Below are 19,584 nucleotides of genomic sequence, written 5' to 3' on the forward strand. Positions count from 1 at the left end.
TCACCTACCTTATAACCACAAAAGATATTAATTCAAAATCATCTAATCCTTTTACAGATTCTAACAATGCAGTAGTACCTCCTGAACTAAAGAGGCTATCTATATCAGATTCTTTATTTACATTAATTATGGACATTATGGCATCTTCAAGCAATTTAGAATACTTGTCCATCTTCTTTCCGTCCCTAGTTTCCTTATTAAATTCTTCATAAGCTTCTTTAATAGGCTCGTTCTTTCCTTTGCATCCAATTCTTAATGCATCTAATACCTTCTTAACTTTTAGATGATTTACTATTACTTCACCATTATAGTCTATATATACGAGATAGAAAGGATATAAGTGATTATTTTTATTTATATCTATATCATCATTTATATTTTTTAATACAAATATAACTCCAGGGTATATTCCCTTTCCTTCATCACTGTTAATTACTGTATGCATACCATTTGGAACATTGTCTAGATCTCCATTTTTTTCTATGTAGTTTACTAAGTCCATTCTAAAATCATTAAGCCCTAAATCTGTAATAGATACCCCTGTATTTATATCTTCTAAATCTAATACTTCATCTTGCAATTTTTCTAATTGCTGTTTTCTATATTCAAGATCACTAGATTTATTAGAAAGTACATTGTCATCTCCAGTGGCAGTTATATTGACTATCTCCATTCTGTCTTCTACTCTTTCTCGAAGATTTATATATTCATCTAGCGTCATATTAGGCCAAAAGTTCACCAATTGTATAATGTCATTTTTAGAACCAATTCTATCAATTCGTCCAAATCTTTGAGTTATCCTCACAGGATTCCAATGTATATCATAATTAATTAGATAATCACAATCTTGGAGATTCTGTCCTTCAGAAATACAATCTGTAGCTATAAGTATATCTATTTCTCCTTCTATATTAGGCATAGTTAAGTTTTTTTCTTTGGATATAGGCGAAAAGCAAGTAAGAATAGTATGCAAATCATTTTTTATATTTAGAGTAGTTTTGTTGGCATCAGAACCTACAACTTTTGCTGTGTGAAGATTGAACTCCTCTAATGCATATTGAGAAATTTCCTCATATAAATAATCTGCTGTATCAGAAAATGCTGTAAATATTATTATTTTTTTATTGCCTTTGTTTATTGGATTATTTACTTTTTCTTTTATTATATTTTTTAAGGTATATAATTTTTGATCATATTTTGGTGATACCTTTCCCATTGCTTGAAGTAAATATATGATTATATCTCTATCCTGAGAAAGTTCTTCCTTCCATGAAATTCTATCCATATCTTGAAGATTAATTTTTACCTTATCTCCTATATTAAATTCCTCATCTAGCCAATCGTCCTCGTCTAAATTTAGATTATTAATTTCTCGATAAGATGCAAATTGATTATTCGTATAAAGATCAAATTTATCTATTTCATCAATGGTTATATCAATTTTATTTAACATTTTTGCTAAGGTTATTCTAAAAGCATCTACAGAGCTTTCTAATCTTTTCAATAAATTAATCCTCATTAAGGTTTGTAGACTTTTTTCCCTATCAAGTTGTTTTAAGCTACTAAGTCCACCTTTTACAACAGTATCATATTTGCCTTCATAAAATCTTTTTTTGCTAGGTAAAATATAGTTAAATGGTGCATATATGCTTAAATTTAATCTAGATAATTCCCTATATATTGCATCATAGCCAATTACATCTGAACGCTCTGTAAGATTACATAAATGAGATATGGGTTTTAATCTTTCAGGAAATTCGCCTATTTCGCTAGTGTCATAGTATGTTTGTATATGCTTTCTGGAACGAGCTATGGTCAAACTATCAAGGAGTTCAAAAAAGTCAAAATCCAACATATTTAAAAGTGCCTCTGTTGTCCTTTCATTATTAGGCATTTTAGCCCATTTATTAAAAGAATATTGAGCCCTTTTAAATATATCATCTACTCCTCTTTCTGTATTAAGTTTTTTATTTATATTAAAAGGATTTCCCTCATAAGCTAAAGCCAGTTGATTTTTTAAATCGTTAAATTTATTATTTACAGGTGTTGCCGACAACATTAGGACATCTGTTTTTACTCCCATTCTTATTACTTTTCTCATAAGTCTTTGATATCTAGTTTCTCTGTCCTTTACTGGATCATTGTTTCTAAAATTATGGGATTCATCAATTACTACCAAATCATAATTGCCCCAATTAAGTCTTTCCAGATTAATGCCGTTGGTATATCCACTATCCCGTGATAAATCAGTATGATAAAGAACATCATAATTAAATCTATCTTTATATAGTATATTGTTGGTATAGTTTTCCCTATAGGTAAGCCAGTTTTCCCTAATCCCACACTATCTGCTAATATACATCCATTATACCTTTGAAGCTTATTTATAATTCCAATCACAGCATCTTTTTGAAAACTATAAAGTCTATTCCATATTTCTGTTTCTTTAAAACCAGTAGCTTCATTAGGTAATAAGTCTTCGTTTATATCTTCTAAAAATTCATTGAAAATATTGTATAGTATAAAAAAGTAAATAAATTCTGGAGAATTTTCTTTATATACTGTAGAAATATATTCTATCACTTCCGTAGTTATATCCTCCATTTTTTCATCATCGAACCAAACCTGTTCAAATAGCTCAAAATAGGTTTTAGTAAAGTTATAATCACTGGATTTTGTGACTATGTTTGCTATATAATCTCCTCTTTCATATCCTAAATCAACAGTACTAAACCCTTGAATAGGCATGTATGTAATCTGTTTATCTGTATTCTCAATGTTTATAAAACTAGGTAAATGTCCATGGGTCTTGTTGGATTTAAAAGTAACCTTTTTTCTTATCCAATTGCTACACTCTTTAGCTATGCTTTTTGTATGAGTTCATTTTTTAATTTTATTTCAAATTCTGTTCCATATATACTTCTTTCCCTATTCCGTTTAGGTATATAAAATTCTCTTTGTTCTTTTTCAATTTTATCTTTTATAAATGTAGGAGAATTGAATATAAACTTAAGCTCATCTATTTGCTCCAATTCTTTTTTCAATGACTCATAGGCATAAATAGAAAAATAAGATGCAGCAATAGATACTTTAGCATTCTCTTTTAATGTAGACTTTAAATCATCACCCAATAGCTTTTGGACATTATCTATAATCTCCATGAGTACACACCCCTATTATATTTTTAGAATTCATATTGTATAATATTATATACTTCTACAAAAACTTGCTTTTTCCTCCTACATATCAATACATGTCACCTAAAATATATACCAATGCCAAAACTGGCATATCATAGATAAATAAAAGGTGGCAATCAAAACGTCCCCTTGCCACCCTCTATAAGGCTTATGTCAACAATCAGAAAAAAATTGATAGAATGGAAAAGCAGATTGAAAGATATAGAATATGGGGTGCTATGAGAGACAGTGAAGTAATGTACAAACGTGCCAAAGAACTTGAAAAGCGCCTTGAAAAAGTTGAAGTATTGGATAAACCAATATTTGATAATTCAAAGATTCGGTTATCTGCTGAAAATGTAAGCCGTTCTGGGAAAATTGTTCTCACCGTGAAAGATTTATGTAAATCATTTGATAATAAAAAGGTACTTTCAAAAATATCCTTTACTTTGTTCTATCAAGATAAGTTGTGTATTATGGGCGAAAACGGCAGTGGAAAAAGTACTCTTCTGAAAATAATATTGGGTGAAATTCAGCCAGAATATGGGGAAGCTTCCATAGGGGCTAGTGTGAGACTTGGATATTTGCCTCAAAACATAATATTTGAGGATGAGGAAATGACAATCCTTGAATATTTCACTAGAAAACATAGCATCACGGAATCAATGGCAAGAGCAGAACTAGCAAAAATGCTGTTCATTCAAGATGATGTATATAAAAAGATAAAGTTCCTTTCCGGTGGCGAAAAGTCTCGCCTTAAATTATGTTCTCTAATATTTGACAAAGTCAATTTCATGATATTGGACGAACCTACTAACCATCTGGATATTGACTCAAGGGAAGTTCTAGAGGAGACACTTGCAAAATTTAATGGAACCATCCTATTTGTTTCCCATGATAGATATTTCATTCGAAAAGTAGCTACAAAGATAATGATATTGGATAAATCTAGTATGAAGCTATACCCTATGAATTATGATGACTATTTGGAAGAAAGGAAGAAAGAAATAGTTGAAAAACCTATAGTCAAAAATCCAAAGCCTGCTAAAGTAGCACCACCAAAACAACCCAAAAAGCCTAGCAACAAGTTTAAAAGTAAGCGTCAAATAGCCTCCACCTATTAAAGATGGAGGCTATATATTATACTATTCTTTGTTAGGAACTTTACATTCTTGTGGAATTGAATCTGACCAAGGTAAAAGATTATCTAACTCTTCTAGATTATTTAGATCTATATTAGGCAGTTTTTCAAATAGATATGTTAAATAGTAAAATGTATTTAAATTATTTGCTTTTGCCGTCTCTATTATACTGTAAACTACGGCAGAGGCTTGAGCACCTTTAGGGGACTTTGAAAATAGAAAATTCTTTCTTCCTATTACAAATGGTTTAATCGCTCGTTCTGCTCTGTTGTTGCTTATTTCACATCTTCCATCTAGCATAAATGCTTCTAGTTTATCCCACTGGTTCAAGCAATAGCTAATGGCTTTTCCAAGACTACTTTTAGGTAAAGTTTGTTTCTCTTTTTCTTTTAGCCATGACAAAAAGTCCTTAAGAACTGGTCGACTTTTTTCTAGTCTCTGTTTGTAACGTTCTTCAGGAGATAAGTCTTCTTTTTTGAATTCTTTTTCAAGTTTAAATAGTTTGTTGCAAAATTCAATGCCTTCTTCGGCATTAGTTCTCGCCAGAGTTGAATCATCAGGCAATGCTTTCAGTGCATCGGCAAATCCTCTTCTTGCATGAGCAAAGCACCCAACTAAAGTTACATTTTCTACAGCATTATATCCTGAATATCCATCTGTTTGTAAAAATCCATTGAATCCTTTTAAGAATTCTTTTGGATGCTTTTTAGCTCTTGAAGGTTGATACTCATACAAGAAAATCGGATTTGAATACATCCCTGTAGCATAGAGCCACATGTATGATTTACTTGTAGATTTTTTGCCTACTTCATCTAAAACCTGCATAACAGTTTCATCTGCATGGATTATTGGTTCATTTAGTAGGTAAGTATGCATTCTATCATAGACGAATTTAAGCCAATTATTAGCTCCATGAATAATCCAATTAGCTAAATTTTGACGAGATAAATCTATTCCAAAATTTTCAAATTGCTGTTCTTGCCTGTACAATGGAACTGCCTCAGAGTATTTACGAACCATCACATATGCCATTAAAGAAGGTGATACAAAACTACCCTTTAAAACAGGATTTGGCATTTTAGCTTTTACAATTGGTGTAAATGTATTATTTTTCTCACATTGTCTGCAAGCATAAACATAGGATACATGTTCTACTATTTTAACTTCTGCTGGAATTACCTTTAATTCACGTCTAACTTCTTTACTCATTTTGTGAAGGGGGCTACCGCATTCAGGACAAGTTTTTTCTTCTTTGCCTAAATCGTATTCAATTACTTCTACTGGTAGGTCTTCGAAGGATTTTTTATTTAATCCTTTACTTTTTCTACGTTTGTATGTAATTTCTTCAATGGTGGGTTCTTCTTTTTCAGGTCTAGATTCTTTTTCTGCCTCATTGAAGATAGATAGTTGGTCTGGATTAATTTTTTCACTTGAAGAGCCAAAACGTTTTTGTTGACTCAAACGAAATTGTTCTTCATACCAATTTAACTTAGCAGTTAATTCTTCAATTTGTTGAATTAAAAGCATATTTTGATTTTGAAGTTCTTTAAAAGCTTCTTCTATATTAAATTCATTATTTTCAATTTTGTTGGATGTTTTCTCTAATGTTTTCATGTATTAATTATACTATCATATACGTAAAAAGGAAAGCAAAAAAAGTCTCAGAATATCCACTTATTAATATTCTTTAAGACTTTTCCAAATTTGGTTTTTTAAAAACAATCTATATAATTATTCTTTCATTAACTTCTTTGAGTGCATCTTTTTGTTCTATTGATAGACCATCTAAAAGCCATCTAAATTCTCTATCGCTAATTAAAATAGTTTTAGAATTTGAAGCATTCGGCCATTTGAAGGTACCTTTTTCTAATCTTTTGTAGTAGAGCCAAAACCCATTTATGTCCCATTCTAATATTTTAATTTTATCTTTCTTTCTATTACAAAAAACAAATAGACTTCTTGAAAAAGGATCAAGATTGAAACTTTCCTGTACAAGAACAGCTAATCCATCAATGGACTTTCTAAGATCTGTTGCTCCTAATGCTAAATAAACCTGAGCTATGCGACTTTGGTTTAACATTGTGAAAGTATCCTTACAATATCTTTAAAAGTATCTGAATCAAATCCTTTAGCTACTTCAATAGTTGCTTTACCTACGGTAACTTTTAATGATGGATAAGTTTCTTTATTCTCTACTGATTTTTCAGAAACAATTGATGCCCATTGGATTTTTTTAGATGTTTGTTCCTTTTCTTTATTGAATTGTGTAATTTTATATCTAAGTGTATGGACAGAAACATTGTTTTCTTCAGCCCATTTAACTGCTGTTAATCCACTGGCTCTATAATCTTCAATTCTTTTAGTCCAAAGTTTTCTTTCTTCTTCATTCATTTGAGATAACCTCCCTTATTGATGATGTTTAAAGGTATTATCTCATAGAAAGCATTTCTTTAAAATGTGGGGTAGATTTGACGCTTACCCTGCTAAAGTAGCACCACCAAAACAACCCAAAAAGCCTAGCAACAAGTTTAAAATAGCAAAGGTTGAGGAAGAAATTTTTGAATTAGAAGATAGGCTAAAAAATATTAATGAAGAAATGGCTTCAAATAATGACAATGCTGAAAAACTATATGAACTTTTTCAAGAAAAGGAGTCCCTCGAAAGTCAACTTAAGGATTCTTATGAATTGTGGGAAAGTCTACAAAGTTGAAAGATGACAATTTAAAAATTGTCATCTTTTTATATGCACATTTATGAATAATGCATGATTATCAATTTTAGAGTATATTAAAACATTATTTCGTTTTCTATCATAAAAATGAAATTTTCCATTACTATATATAATATATTCATCTATATTGTCGCTTTTTAAAATATATACACTATCATAAATATTTTCATAAGTTCCTTCATCTAATACCTCAAACTGTTTATATCTATAAAACTTGCCTCTTAAAAAAACAAAGTATTCAGAATTATGCATGTCTTGAGTTTGCATAATATATGTTCCTTCGATATTTCTTTTTATTGTAAATTCATCTAATTGACTCTTTAGTTTTATGCTATAAAAAACTGACAATAATAATAAAATAGTTAATATTAAAGTTTTACTATTGGTACTTACATATGATTTAACGTTTAAAAAAAACTTCTCACAAAAACACCTCCGTTAAGACTATAGTAGTGTCAAGCAGATACCCTGTATTTCCTTCCCTAAAATCAACTTTGTTCACCAAGTAAAATATACCACATTTAACCTTCATTTTGTTTAATATTTGCCCCAAACTTACACTCCATTCATTTTTTTATTATTACCTAGAAATCTTAAATGTTATATTTGGTATCTTATTTTGCATCTGCCTATACTTTTCATAACTTGCTTGCGAAATTTCAGTAATTTTATTGTTTCTAAAAAGGTCGATACCTCCTTCACCTAGCTTATTTTCATAAAATACTTTATTCCCATCCAAGTCATATGGATAAAGACCATCCCAATCTAATTGAATCATGCTATACTCAACTACAATATAAGATTCATCCACACCTGAATCTTTTGTAAAATCCACAGGTGATATTCCCTCAAAATTTCTTTTCAATGCCTCTGTCTTGGATATAACGCCAAAGGTATTTAGGCGATATAAAGCATAATCTTTTTGAAAACCTACTGAAATATTAGGATATTCAATATTTGTATTAGAATAAAAGATAATTTCTTCATCAAAAGAGTCCTTACTAATAATCGCTGTAAGACCATCTGTAACATAATAAACTCTATCATCTACTACCTCTGGGCTAATCACGAAATCATCATATACCTTCTGCTTAATGTTTTGGATAACAGCATTTCCCATCATCTTATGTGTTCCATCATCATAGGTTATAACAACTTCAACTTCAATATAATCCTTCTTACCTTGCAACAATTCTTCACATATTTCATAGGTGTGATTTTCTTTGTAATTTGGGAATGAATAGATATCTACTCTTGGTTCAACATTCACATACTGATCTAGAAAATATGTTCTGTATCTAAATTCTGTAGATGTAATATTCTGAATGTTTTTTGCCTCAACATAAGTTACAACCTTGCCATTTGAGTATTCAGGTATAACATCTAAGCTGGGATTTAACTGATTTATCGCAATCCAAATGACAACAATGGCTCCAATGAAAAGTATTATGGTAATAAGGATCTTTTTCATAGAATCCTCCATTCCGCCGCTACCGCTGGCGGCACAAATAGTAATGAAAAAATGGTGTGCGGTGATTCACCACTGGTTATAATTATTTTAGGAGAAGATATACTACAAAGCACGGTGAGGTGAGTTGTAGACTGCTCTTCTCAGCTTAAATCAGTATAAAATCTAGTGTAGGAATCATCTTTCAAGCACAAATAAGTGGTTCTATAAGACCACACGCTAATCGTTGTTTTAGCTATTCGTTAAATGTGTGATGATTCAATAATCAATGTCTTCCTCCCTAGCTAAGAAAGTAGGTTGTACCATGAAAGTTGTCTACACTATTTGTTGTGGTATCGATGTGCATAAGACTTTTCTCGTTGCCACAATCATTACTTCACAGGGAATTAACCCACATTATTCAAAAAAGAGATTCTCTACTTTTAGCAATTCCATTCTGCAATTCAAGCAGTGGCTTATTGACAATAACTGCTATTATGTATTTATGGAATCTACCGGAAAGTATTGGATCCCTCCTTTTAACCTTTTTAAAGGATATCGTTCATATCACTGTTGCCAATCCTAAATGGGTGAAGGCTATAAAAGGAAATAAGGATGATGTCAAAGATCCCAAATGGATTGACGGTCTTTCCCATTTTGGTTTAGTTCCGTGAAGTTATATTCCCAAAAAACAATTCGTATTCTCCGTGAATATACCCGATATCGCTCTAAACTTGTTTCCTGTAAAAGCAGTGAAAAGAACCATTTCTAAAATTCCTTCACTGTTTGTAATGTAGCCATTCATGCTGTCGTTTCTGACATGTTTGGCAAATCTACCTCTTCCATCACTGACTACTTAATTTCATCTGACTCCTTTGATCTAGAATACTGTTCTTCACTTCTTCAAAAGTCTTTAAAGAAAAAAGCGGATACAGTGATTAAATCTATTGAAGTATATGAAATGGCTAGGAAGCAAAAGAAACGTACAGTAATAATTCGTTCTCATCTTGAATTCATCCAAAAGTCTATTACAGATCTGGATTAAAAACTTAATGAGATGGTAGCTCCTTATGAAAATGCTATTTCCCTTCTTTATACCATCCCCGGAGATGATAGTGCATCAGCTATCACTATCATCTCCGAGATAGGTACCGATATATCCCAGTTTACCAACTCTAAGCGTTTATGTTGCTGCGCAGATCTAGCACTTGGAAACAATGATCTGCTGGTAAGAAAAAATCTATCTGAATTACACGTGTTGGTGTCTACCTCAAACCTGCATTGGTATAAGTTACCTATGCAGCCGTGAAATCGGATAAGTCCCCTTACTGCAAAATCAAATATGAACGCATTTGTAAAGAAAAGAGCCATTATCGCTATCACAAGGATGATGCTCACCGCTATATTCCATATGTTTGTTACTGGTGAAGTATTTAAATCCAAGTGATTTATATAAAATCGATATGCCACAAGAAATGGTGGATAAGCGGAAAGAAAAAGCTATTAAACAAGCAATAAAGCTATTAGTTACACAAGGTTTAATAAAATGTACTGACATTTCCGTGGTCTAAACCAAGTTTAATTTCAAAGATTAATTTTTTGTGGCTTTCAAAAACCTTATTTAATTGTGCTCTTTTTTACTATGGTTTACATATTTTTTACACTAATTGCTTAAATTAACTTGTTGTGCTATTAAAAATTATTGATATTTAATTAGCATGAAAACTATGGTAATATCAAAAGCAAAAAGGCTTATCTATAAATTCTAAGATGAATATATTAACCAAATGTTGGCTTTTTGATTTTCCCTGTATCTACACTTTTACCTAAGTATTTGCTGATAAAATAATATATATTGTGGCTTAGAATCATAGTTCTCAGTCTTATTATTAATCTCCATGGAGATTTAGCTTTAACACTACTTAAATTTAATTGCTTTGTTAGTTGAGAAAAGGAAGTTTCTATTCTTTTCCTAACCTTAAAAGCTAGTTGAATAAATTCTCTTGAAAATTGATACTTACTATTTCTTCTTTTTCTAGTGATAAGGGCTATATTTTTTTCTTTACTTAGTTGCTTTTGTAGTTTTTTGCTAATATAGCCCTTACCACCAATGATAGTTATATTATTGTATAAAGAAACTAATTTCCATATAGCTTGACAGTCATCAACATTAGCACTGGTTAATACAATATCAGTAATATACCCGTCAAAAGATGATAAAACACGAAGTTTAAATTCAAAGTAAGTTTCTTTTTTAGGGGGGAGATCTTCCATAGGAAGTTGATCCTCTAAATGTTTTATGAAATACAGCTCTACCGAATTTGCAAACTGGAATAAGAATACTACCAACTATCCTATAAGAGCATTGACAATACCCAAGCTTAAAAGAAATTTGCTTAGTTAATTTCTCTATAACAGTTTGCAAATTTCTACGAGTTCTATTAAGCCATGCTCTATCACAAAATTTAGGGAATAAATCTCTTAAGTTCTTTTTAAAAAAATTAAGCCAAGCTTTTTCAGAATCAATAGTCATTAGTTCACCAACTATACTGATTGCTATTATTTCTGAATCAGATAAAATTGAATGTTCTATATTTTTATGATTCTTTATATGTGCTAGGGTTGTTTCTTGGTAAATGTCATTTACTATGACAAAAATTACTGTAACAAAGTCTTTTAAATCTTTGATTTCTCTGGTAAAATATTTATTGGACTCTAGTATATGTTATCCTCCTATCTTGATTAATTGTCAATGGCAGGTTAACATAAGTGCTGGGGCTTTTTATCTGGTAAATTTTATTATAATTAATCAACTAGCACACAAATTAAATTAATCATAAATTTAACGATATGCAACAATTCTATTAACATAATATCCATCATTTATATACTGTTCCAATTGAGTATAATTTTTACCCGCAGGATCGTGAATATAAATATATTTCTTATCAATTGTACCTTGTTCAGGATTATATTCCGTTTCGAGGATTCCCCTTGCAGCAACAAAATGAGTACTAGTACCTTTCTTTAATCCAATAATAACTGGTCTGTTGAGCCTAATCTGTCCCCTAATTTCATCATAAGCATCATCTACAGTTGTATAGAAAACAGAATTAGCTTTTACTAAACTAACTGAATAAGCGCAAGGTACATTTCCCCAATACATGTTACCATCATTAGCAGGTTGATAAGGCAAAAGTTTATCATTAACTTCCACTGGATTATCGCTATATCCAAAATAATCTAAGGTCATGGCAGTACTAGTGAGTGCACATCCATGGCTCCCAATAGTATTTGTACCATTTAATAACTGATGGGATGACCATCTAGAATCACCTTGACGATATCTTGTAAAACTCAATAGTTTTTCTTCCACAACTCCTGGAATACTATTTAAATTTGCAAAGTCCTCTCCATATAAATACTCCATATATTCAGAATAAGACATTCCTCCAATATAATCTCCGTACTTATCCTCCACTATAATATTATCATCTAGTTGAACTCCATCTGCAAATATTAACGTTGACATACCAATCACTAATGTAAAGGCTAGAAACATCGTTAAAATTCTTTTTTTCATGGTTATTCCTCCTAAATTTTTTTTATACTTTACTCTACCCTTTTTTGTAACATGAAAATAGCAGAAATTAAATTTATGTTTCAAAATTTTGAAACATATTACACTTGTAAAAAGGTTAATTACCACTCTAGCAAATCTTTTTTACTTCTTCTCTGGTTTTTTAGGTTCATAGGACAAAAATATTGATTGTTTACCTTCTGCTAGTATCGCTGCCTTCATTGATAATTTTGCAATGTTCTCTAATGCTTTTATCTTTGTGTTATTCACTATGCTCCCCCCTTTCTAAAAATTTTTGTTTAAGTATTGAATATGCTATTGAAAATTCTGTCAAAGCTAGCATAAACCATAAGCCTACCAGTTTGGCTTGTACTATATAACCTAAAATTATAATTATGCTCATAAGTAATATTCTATTTCTAGCTATTTTCTTATTTTTTATAATTTCTTTTTTGCTTTTTGGATTATTCTTATTTTCAACTGGAGCAAATCTAAATATAATTATTATAGAAAAAAACAATAGCATTAATCCAATATGAGGTTGATAGATAGATAAAGTTACATTCTTTATGATAATTATTGCAATAAAAACTAGTATAGAATAGATATAACATTGATAATAATGTTTTGCATGATATCCTCCTGTATAGGATTTTAAAAAGAAATATACCAATAAATATGCTACTGCGGAAATTAATTCTCCTATAAAAAATCCTAAAAGCAATATACTAACAGAAGTAAACAAGGTAGAAATAAGTAGTTCTAAACCATATATGTACGTATCTCTATCCTTTATATCTATTACCTTATAAGTTACGAAATAAAAACTTATATCTTCGGCTAATTTGTGCAGCATTTAATCCCTCCATAAAATCAACTTTGTTCATCAAGTAAAATATACCACATTTAACCTTCATTTTGTTTAATATGGTACGAGTGGTAGGAAAAGTGGTACGAATAGCAAGAAAAGGAGTCCCTCGAAAGTCGACTTAAGGATTGGTATGAATTGTAGAAAAATCTACAAGATTAAAAAAAGAAACTTTGAGATTTTTAAATATTGAATAACATTTAAAAATCTCAAAGTTGGGTTAAGTTGAATTTATCAACTAAGAAATTTGTGCTATACATTTATCATAAAACCAAAAACAATATTCCAATCAATGATATTTACAACCGAATTAATATAATCCAATATTTTTTTAAAATCGCTTAATTAAGGCTATTAATTTAATCTATCTAATATATAACATGCTTCTTGTGCTGAAGAATAAGGGTCATCGTTGTACATAATTATATAGTAATCATACGCATTGTAATAATCAATTAGATCGTTTAATAAAGAAACACTTGCTGAATAACTGGTAGAACCTTTTCTTCCTCTTAGGGTAAACCAATACTTCCCGTCGATTCCATAAAACTCTGCATGATAAGGTGTTTTTGCAAAAGAACTAAAATAAGTTTCTGGTGCATCAAGCCTAAATAAATATCTAGAGTATGAATAGTTTATAGTTCCGCTCCAATTTGCTTCATATGGATAGTCTCTGTTTACTGTTGTTGGTGGTGAAATTGCTTCGATTCCAATGCCATTTCCATTAAACACTTTAGAATCCTTTCCTTTAGTTGTATCATAGTATAATATTCCTTCAATAGCTTTCACTTTTATACCTGTCTTTTCTTCAATTATTTTAGAAGAATCATCATTACGGAGCTGAAGAGATTTATTTGCTTGATCTTCATCATAGTATAATATTCCTTCAGTAGCTTTTACTTTTATACCTGTCTTTTCTTCAATTATCTTTTCGAAATAGTCATTTATACCATTCACTTCATCGTCTTTCAAGTTAATACCCTCTGCTAATGATGGTGTTAAGTTTAAAGATAGCAACAAAAGCATTACTAAACCAAATATCTTTTTCATAATATCCTCCATTCTGCCGCTACCGCTGGCAGCACATATAGTAATGAAAAGATGATGTGCGGTTTTCACCATCCGGTATCAATTCCACCCTAAGGTTCAAACGGTGGCTTATTGACAATAACTGCTAAGATGTATGCATGAAATTGTATCCCTGTTTTTAACCCTTTAGAAGATACCATCCTTATCACTTAACTTGCTGGAGTAAACCATATGCCTGCTTACTTCTTCTCTGGCTTTTTAGGTTCATAGGACAAAAATATTGATTGTTTCCCTTCTGCTAGTATCGTTGCCTTCATTGATAATTTTGCTATATTCCCTAATGCTTTTATCTTTATGTTATTCACTCTTCTTCCCCCCATCCTTTTTATTAAATAAGTTAAAAACAAAAAACGCTGGTACCGTCTTAAATAATTGATATAAATACTCGTTGTTTACTTTAAAAAGATTCAGTAATAAAACAGCACCAAAAAAAAGTAGCAATGAAAATAGCTTACCCATTTTCTTGAAGACGGTATTTCTTAGAAATTTTTCGTATATATAATAAGATGCAAGAAATAATAAATAACCCCATAAACTTTCTAGATTTATAATACTCATGCATTCACCTTTTCAAAATTTCCTTGTATAAACTAACACTATATAACCTAATTGCTAAGGTGGAATAAAGTTCATTTAAAGCCCTCCTTTCCCCCCATAAAATCAACTTCGTTCATCAAGTAAAATATACCACATTTAACCTTCATTTTGTTTAATATGGTACGAATGGTAGGAAAAGTGGTACGAATAGCAAGAAAAGTTAGATTCTTTCGAATCTAACTTTTCTTTTCCATAGGTAGCATTATGCTTAGAATGAATTCTCCCTTGCTATACTCATAGTTTAATATTCCATTATATTTCTCTACTACTGATTTTATGCCTTTCATCCCAAAGCCATGGTTTTCCCTATCTTTCTTGGTTGTTTTAAGCTTTCCTTCTTCATCTATTGGGTTAAACAATGCAGGATTTGATATTTCTATAAGCAGATAATCTTTATATGAATTTATATTAACTTTAATATTTCTTCTATTTTCATTTTCTATCTTCTCGTTTGCTTCTATTCCATTATCTAGTGCATTTCCTAGGATTGTACATAAATCCCATGGGTGTATATTTATATCTTTTGGAATATTTACTTTCATATCCATTTTTATATTTTTTTTATTTCCTTCCAAATTCTTTCGGTTCAATATAATATCTACTATATCATTCCCAGTTTTAATCCACATACAAGTTTCAGATACTTCACCTTTTAAACCATTAATATACTCATTAGCCGATTCAACTTTCCCTTGTTCTAACAATTTTTCTATACAAATTATATGATTTTTAAAATCATGTTGAAGCTTTCTAACATCTTCATATATTCTTTCTTTTTCTTTCATTTCACTTATTAGCATTTCATTCTTAATTTTTACTATTCTATAGTTGTTTCTGTCTTTGTAAAAACAATTTAACTTCGTGAATATATAATATGTTATTATAACTATTAGCAATGACCCTATGCTAATAGCTACTATTAAATATTGAATCTTCATACTTAAATCATTTGCAATTAAACCAACATTGAATATAGCTAGTAAATTTATTCCAGATATTATATACACAAGCAATATCCAATACCAATAATATTTTGGAATATCTGGTTCTGTTTCTTTATAATTATTTTTTACCACTCTTAAGGTTATTAATAATAATAGCTTGGAAATTTGAGAAAACAATACCCTAGCCCAAGTTTGATTTATTACAATATTTTTAATATCTTTTCCAGTGAAATAGCTTAAAATATAAACTGCTAAAACATCACTAAATAACAAAAATAAATAAAACATAGTAGTAAAAAACACTTTTTCCTTAATATTACCCTTAAATAATTTATACCCTATCAGTAAAAAGATTATAAATAATAAAATAGTTCGTATCATTGAATATGTCTTGATTTGCGTCAATATAAATATAAAAAATGATAACAATATAATGGATAAATAATAATATATCTTTTTTACTTTTTCATTTCTTTTTAACATAGCTTCTAAAAAATCATAAAAAAGAAAAACTTCCATTAAGCATAAAAAATATTCATATATCATCCATAATATTGATTGAACCATTTTTATCCTCTCCTTGCTGCTCTAATAAAACTTTTCTTTACTTCCTCCATTCTATACCTACTAACAGGCAGCTTCTCCCCATTATCCATAGTTATTTGTAAATTACCTACACTTTTTATATAATTGCTATTTATCATACAGCTTCTATGTATCAAAACAAACCCTTTATTCTCAAATATACTTTCAATATCCTTGAATCTTCTAATGACAGTCTCATATTTATTGTCAAATGTTTTAATATATACAGCCCTATTGATAAACTCAAAGTAAAGTATATCGCTAATATTCAAGGCTAAGTCTCCATATATTGTTTTAAATATATGCCTTTCATCTTTCAATTTTTCCAATGAATTTTTTAATGCTTCTTCTAATTCTGTATCTATATGACTTTTTCTAATGAATCTAAAGGTATTATATTTAAAAGCCTTATACACTTCATCTTCCATGGAAGTTGAAAATATTAATATAGTTTCTTCATCCTTTTCTCTAATAATTTCAGCTGTCTCTATACCATCTATCTTAGGCATATCTATATCTAGGAATATGATGTCAAAAGGCTTGCCTTCTTTTTCATAGGCTTTTAATAGTTCCGTTCCACTGATAAGTTTGCAAATTTCAGCAGTAATATTTTCAGTTTTCAATATTTCTCTTATCTTATTCTCAATATAATTTAAGAAATATTCATCATCATCACAAATTCCAATACATATCATCAATATCATCCCCTTAAGATATTTCTAGTTCTAGATTAAAAATCCTCTATTTTCTAAATAATATTATATATGTATATTGTATTTGTCAAGTGAATATTCCCCTCTATTTGAATCGAAAATTCCTCTAGTTTGGGTAAAAAAATTATTGCTTTTCTAACCAAAGCTGTGTCTCTTTTAATCTATAAGAATTACCATTCATATTTACAATATATGATTTATGGGTAAGCCTGTCTATCATTGCCGCTGTCATTACTGGATCTTTAAATATTTCATCCCACCTTTCAAAAGATAAATTTGTAGTTATTATTGTAGATTTTCTACCTGCCCTTAAGGATAGGTAAGTGAATAGGAGTTCAGAGGCTTCTTTATCGAAAGAAATATATCCTAATTCATCTGCTATAATAAGGTCATATTTTTCAAATTTCTTTTCAAAAGCCCTTAGCGTTTTTTCAGATCTAGATTCTTTTAGTTCATTTACCAGCAAAGGTATTGTGGTAAAAAGAACCTTATATCCTTTGTTACAGGCTTTAATTCCAAGGCCTATAGCTATATGTGTTTTTCCTGTACCAGGGTTTCCTGCAAGTATTATATTTTGTCCTGTTTCTATAAAATCTAATGATGAAAATACTTTTATCTTATCTCTTGCATCTTGAGGTAAATCCTCTAGGCTTAGGTCTTCTATATACTTTTTATATGGAAATCTTGCTTGCCTAATTCTACTTTTTATTCCATTTGCTTTTCTTAAGTCATATTCATTTTCTAATAAGGATAAAAGAAAAGCTTCATATGTTAAATTCTTTATATTTGCTTCCTTTATTTCATCCTCTATATTTCTAGTTATATATGGTAATTTCAACTCCTTTGCTATGGTTTTTATATGAGTTTTAACTATATCTTTTTTCATATTATCAAAGCCTCCTTATCAAAATCTCCTGATGAATTTTTTAGTAAATCTCCATAATGATTAAGGATTAACTTTGAATGCTCTTCTATTTCTGTGTTTTTATATTTGTTTTCATCTATGGTTTCTTTTTGTCTATTACATAAAAGCTTTATTTTTTCTGTATCTATATTTAAAGGATTTATCTTTTCCAATTCTTTTATTGATTCTTCTATTTTTTCTAAGCCCTCTTTTGAAATTAATTCAATTAGGTCTATGAAATCTCTTGGATTTTCGGTATAATATTTAGTGTATATATCTTGAAGCTTGGAATTCATTTGTCGCATGGCTGTGCTTCTATGAATTGCTCCAGGCTTCTTTTTTAATGTATTTAAATAGTGTTCTATTTTTATATTCCATGTATTGGCACCAAAACTCCTTATATGTTCAGTTACTAATTTGTTTTCGTGATATACTAGTATATTGTTTGGATAAATCTTTGCTGTTACAAATTTTCCAACCAAAGAATCCGGAACTGAATATTTGTTTTCCTCTATGTTTATTACAGAATACTTATTTACCCTTAACTCTACTACTCTCGAAATATCATATGATGGTACAAGTTTTATTAAGTGAGGTAATTCCTCTTCTAAAAATTCCTTTGCACTTTTATTTTCATTGTACTTTTGTGGTTTAGAATTTAATTTTCTAAGTTCTTCTTCTAAATATTTATTAGCATCTTCTAATGTTTCAAATGAATCCTTTTTGCTAAATACTTTCCTCCTTACGTATTCTACAGATCTTTCTACATGGCCTTTTTCATTTCCACGTCTGGCATTACAAAATCTATATTTAAAACCATAATACATAGATAATTTTAAAAGATCTTCTGTAGGTTCCTTTTCTGTTTTACTTACAAATCTTGCTACTGCAACTTTCATATTGTCATATACTATTTCCTTATGAACCCCTCCTACATGGTTAAAAAATCTAACATGAGAATCTAGAAAGCTTTCCATTTTTTGATTTTGATAGAGATATGCAAATCTGTAGTTTCCTCTTGCTGTTGTCATTACAGCCATCTGTATTACTTTAGATTTTCCACCTATTTCTAGTTTAACATGTCCCCAGTCAAACTCACTTACATCTCCTGGATCATATTCTTGCCTTATATATGCTTCCTTTTTCTTATTCAATTTGTTTTTTATATAGTTACATACGGTTGAATAACTTATATCATAGCCTTCTTCTTTAAGGCATTCATGAATATCTATTCTTTTCTTTTGCTGTTTGCTTTTTCCTTCTTGTATCTTCTTTTCATTTTCCTCTAGATAAAAATCTATTTTATCCATTATTTCATTTGTTAATTTAACTTTAGTTCTATTACTCGCATCGTATTTTGGTGGTTCTACAATTTCTTCAGTTAAAATTAGTTTATCTCCTTCTCCCTCCAATAGCATAGCTCTTTTTTCTTCATATTCTCTGATATATTTTCTAATTGTTTTTCTATCAATTCCAGTCTCTCTGTGGATTGCCCATTGAGATTTTCCTCCTAAAAATCCATCTATTATTATTTTTTGTTTATCCATTAAACTTATCATCCCCTAGCCTCCCTATGAATTATCATAGGGTTATTATATATTTCTTCTAGAGGAATTTTCAATTAGAATTTGGGGTACTTTTAGAATATCATAAACACTTTTTGACTTTTTAGTTTTCCTATTGAATATCTTCATTAGCTGTTTCAGAAGCCATAGATAAAGCCATATAATCGTATAATCGTAGGTGCAAACAAAACGTCCCCTTGCCACTATTATTTTATTTAATTTTAGTACTAAAATATCAGT

General features: G+C 29.8%; 19 protein-coding genes and 1 pseudogene. 2 read left to right on the plus strand and 18 right to left on the minus strand.

Annotation, left to right across the window (positions count from 1 at the left end):
* Window positions 1–4: 4 nt before the first annotated feature.
* From ACFWUA_RS01150 to ACFWUA_RS01160, 3 genes are all read right to left on the minus strand, one after another.
* On the minus strand, window positions 5–2,179 hold the full coding sequence (locus ACFWUA_RS01150) for a helicase-related protein (protein WP_416198347.1): 2,175 nt from the start codon (window positions 2,177–2,179) through the stop codon (window positions 5–7).
* On the minus strand, window positions 2,173–2,748 hold the full coding sequence (locus ACFWUA_RS01155; RefSeq protein WP_416198348.1) for a hypothetical protein: 576 nt from the start codon (window positions 2,746–2,748) through the stop codon (window positions 2,173–2,175). The genes ACFWUA_RS01150 and ACFWUA_RS01155 overlap by 7 nt, the downstream gene beginning before the upstream one ends.
* A gap of 113 nt (window positions 2,749–2,861) precedes the next feature.
* Window positions 2,862–3,161, minus strand: coding sequence for a hypothetical protein (locus ACFWUA_RS01160; protein WP_416198349.1), 300 nt, complete (start codon window positions 3,159–3,161; stop codon window positions 2,862–2,864).
* A 137-nt stretch (window positions 3,162–3,298) separates the two neighbouring features.
* On the opposite strand from ACFWUA_RS01160, the gene ACFWUA_RS01165 reads away from it, so the two are divergent.
* Window positions 3,299–4,303, plus strand: coding sequence for an ATP-binding cassette domain-containing protein (locus ACFWUA_RS01165; RefSeq protein ID WP_416199156.1), 1,005 nt, complete (start codon window positions 3,299–3,301; stop codon window positions 4,301–4,303).
* A gap of 21 nt (window positions 4,304–4,324) precedes the next feature.
* Here the strand turns inward: ACFWUA_RS01165 and tnpC are convergent, their stop codons facing one another.
* The 3 genes from tnpC to tnpA all read right to left on the minus strand — a co-directional run bounded on the left by tnpC (window position 4,325) and on the right by tnpA (window position 6,712).
* The gene (gene tnpC / locus ACFWUA_RS01170) at window positions 4,325–5,935 is read right to left on the minus strand and encodes an IS66 family transposase (RefSeq protein ID WP_416198350.1); all 1,611 of its coding nucleotides are present in this window, start codon (window positions 5,933–5,935) and stop codon (window positions 4,325–4,327) included.
* Window positions 5,936–6,044: 109 nt separating this feature from the next.
* The gene (gene tnpB, locus ACFWUA_RS01175) at window positions 6,045–6,401 is read right to left on the minus strand and encodes an IS66 family insertion sequence element accessory protein TnpB (protein ID WP_416198351.1); all 357 of its coding nucleotides are present in this window, start codon (window positions 6,399–6,401) and stop codon (window positions 6,045–6,047) included.
* The gene (tnpA, locus tag ACFWUA_RS01180; RefSeq protein WP_089868246.1) at window positions 6,395–6,712 is read right to left on the minus strand and encodes an IS66 family insertion sequence element accessory protein TnpA; all 318 of its coding nucleotides are present in this window, start codon (window positions 6,710–6,712) and stop codon (window positions 6,395–6,397) included. The genes tnpB and tnpA overlap by 7 nt, the downstream gene beginning before the upstream one ends.
* A gap of 64 nt (window positions 6,713–6,776) precedes the next feature.
* Here tnpA and ACFWUA_RS01185 point away from each other — a divergent pair, with 64 nt between their 5' ends.
* The gene (locus ACFWUA_RS01185; RefSeq protein WP_416198352.1) at window positions 6,777–7,031 is read left to right on the plus strand and encodes an ABC transporter C-terminal domain-containing protein; all 255 of its coding nucleotides are present in this window, start codon (window positions 6,777–6,779) and stop codon (window positions 7,029–7,031) included.
* A 21-nt stretch (window positions 7,032–7,052) separates the two neighbouring features.
* Here ACFWUA_RS01185 and ACFWUA_RS01190 read toward each other — a convergent pair whose 3' ends face one another.
* From ACFWUA_RS01190 to istA, 12 genes and pseudogenes are all read right to left on the minus strand, one after another.
* On the minus strand, window positions 7,053–7,319 hold the full coding sequence (locus tag ACFWUA_RS01190) for a hypothetical protein (protein ID WP_416198353.1): 267 nt from the start codon (window positions 7,317–7,319) through the stop codon (window positions 7,053–7,055).
* A gap of 313 nt (window positions 7,320–7,632) precedes the next feature.
* Window positions 7,633–8,523 (minus strand): hypothetical protein, encoded by an 891-nt coding sequence (locus tag ACFWUA_RS01195; protein ID WP_416198354.1) that lies wholly within the window; start codon window positions 8,521–8,523, stop codon window positions 7,633–7,635.
* Between the two features lie 1,755 nt (window positions 8,524–10,278).
* Window positions 10,279–11,221: pseudogene (locus ACFWUA_RS01200) on the minus strand (IS982 family transposase).
* A gap of 120 nt (window positions 11,222–11,341) precedes the next feature.
* Window positions 11,342–12,082, minus strand: coding sequence for a C39 family peptidase (locus ACFWUA_RS01205; RefSeq protein WP_416198355.1), 741 nt, complete (start codon window positions 12,080–12,082; stop codon window positions 11,342–11,344).
* A 141-nt stretch (window positions 12,083–12,223) separates the two neighbouring features.
* Window positions 12,224–12,349, minus strand: coding sequence for a hypothetical protein (locus ACFWUA_RS01210; RefSeq protein ID WP_416198356.1), 126 nt, complete (start codon window positions 12,347–12,349; stop codon window positions 12,224–12,226).
* Window positions 12,342–12,935 (minus strand): accessory gene regulator B family protein, encoded by a 594-nt coding sequence (locus ACFWUA_RS01215; RefSeq protein WP_416198357.1) that lies wholly within the window; start codon window positions 12,933–12,935, stop codon window positions 12,342–12,344. The genes ACFWUA_RS01210 and ACFWUA_RS01215 overlap by 8 nt, the downstream gene beginning before the upstream one ends.
* A gap of 366 nt (window positions 12,936–13,301) precedes the next feature.
* A complete protein-coding gene (locus ACFWUA_RS01220; RefSeq protein ID WP_416198358.1) occupies window positions 13,302–13,997 on the minus strand; it encodes a hypothetical protein in 696 nt (231 codons plus the stop codon).
* 218 nt (window positions 13,998–14,215) lie between these two features.
* Window positions 14,216–14,341: a hypothetical protein gene (locus tag ACFWUA_RS01225; protein WP_416198359.1), complete on the minus strand. Its 126-nt coding sequence runs from the start codon at window positions 14,339–14,341 to the stop codon at window positions 14,216–14,218.
* A 468-nt stretch (window positions 14,342–14,809) separates the two neighbouring features.
* A complete protein-coding gene (locus tag ACFWUA_RS01230) occupies window positions 14,810–16,144 on the minus strand; it encodes a sensor histidine kinase (protein ID WP_416198360.1) in 1,335 nt (444 codons plus the stop codon).
* A gap of 2 nt (window positions 16,145–16,146) precedes the next feature.
* Window positions 16,147–16,857 (minus strand): LytR/AlgR family response regulator transcription factor, encoded by a 711-nt coding sequence (locus ACFWUA_RS01235; protein WP_416198361.1) that lies wholly within the window; start codon window positions 16,855–16,857, stop codon window positions 16,147–16,149.
* A gap of 142 nt (window positions 16,858–16,999) precedes the next feature.
* Window positions 17,000–17,761, minus strand: coding sequence for an IS21-like element helper ATPase IstB (istB, locus tag ACFWUA_RS01240; protein WP_238021928.1), 762 nt, complete (start codon window positions 17,759–17,761; stop codon window positions 17,000–17,002).
* Complete coding sequence (gene istA / locus ACFWUA_RS01245) at window positions 17,758–19,338, minus strand: IS21 family transposase (protein WP_416198362.1); 1,581 nt, start codon at window positions 19,336–19,338, stop codon at window positions 17,758–17,760. Before istA ends, istB begins: the two co-directional genes overlap by 4 nt.
* Window positions 19,339–19,584: the final 246 nt, after the last annotated feature.

It is taken from the genome of Sporanaerobacter sp. (assembly GCF_047830725.1).
Lineage (GTDB): Bacteria > Bacillota > Clostridia > Tissierellales > Sporanaerobacteraceae > Sporanaerobacter.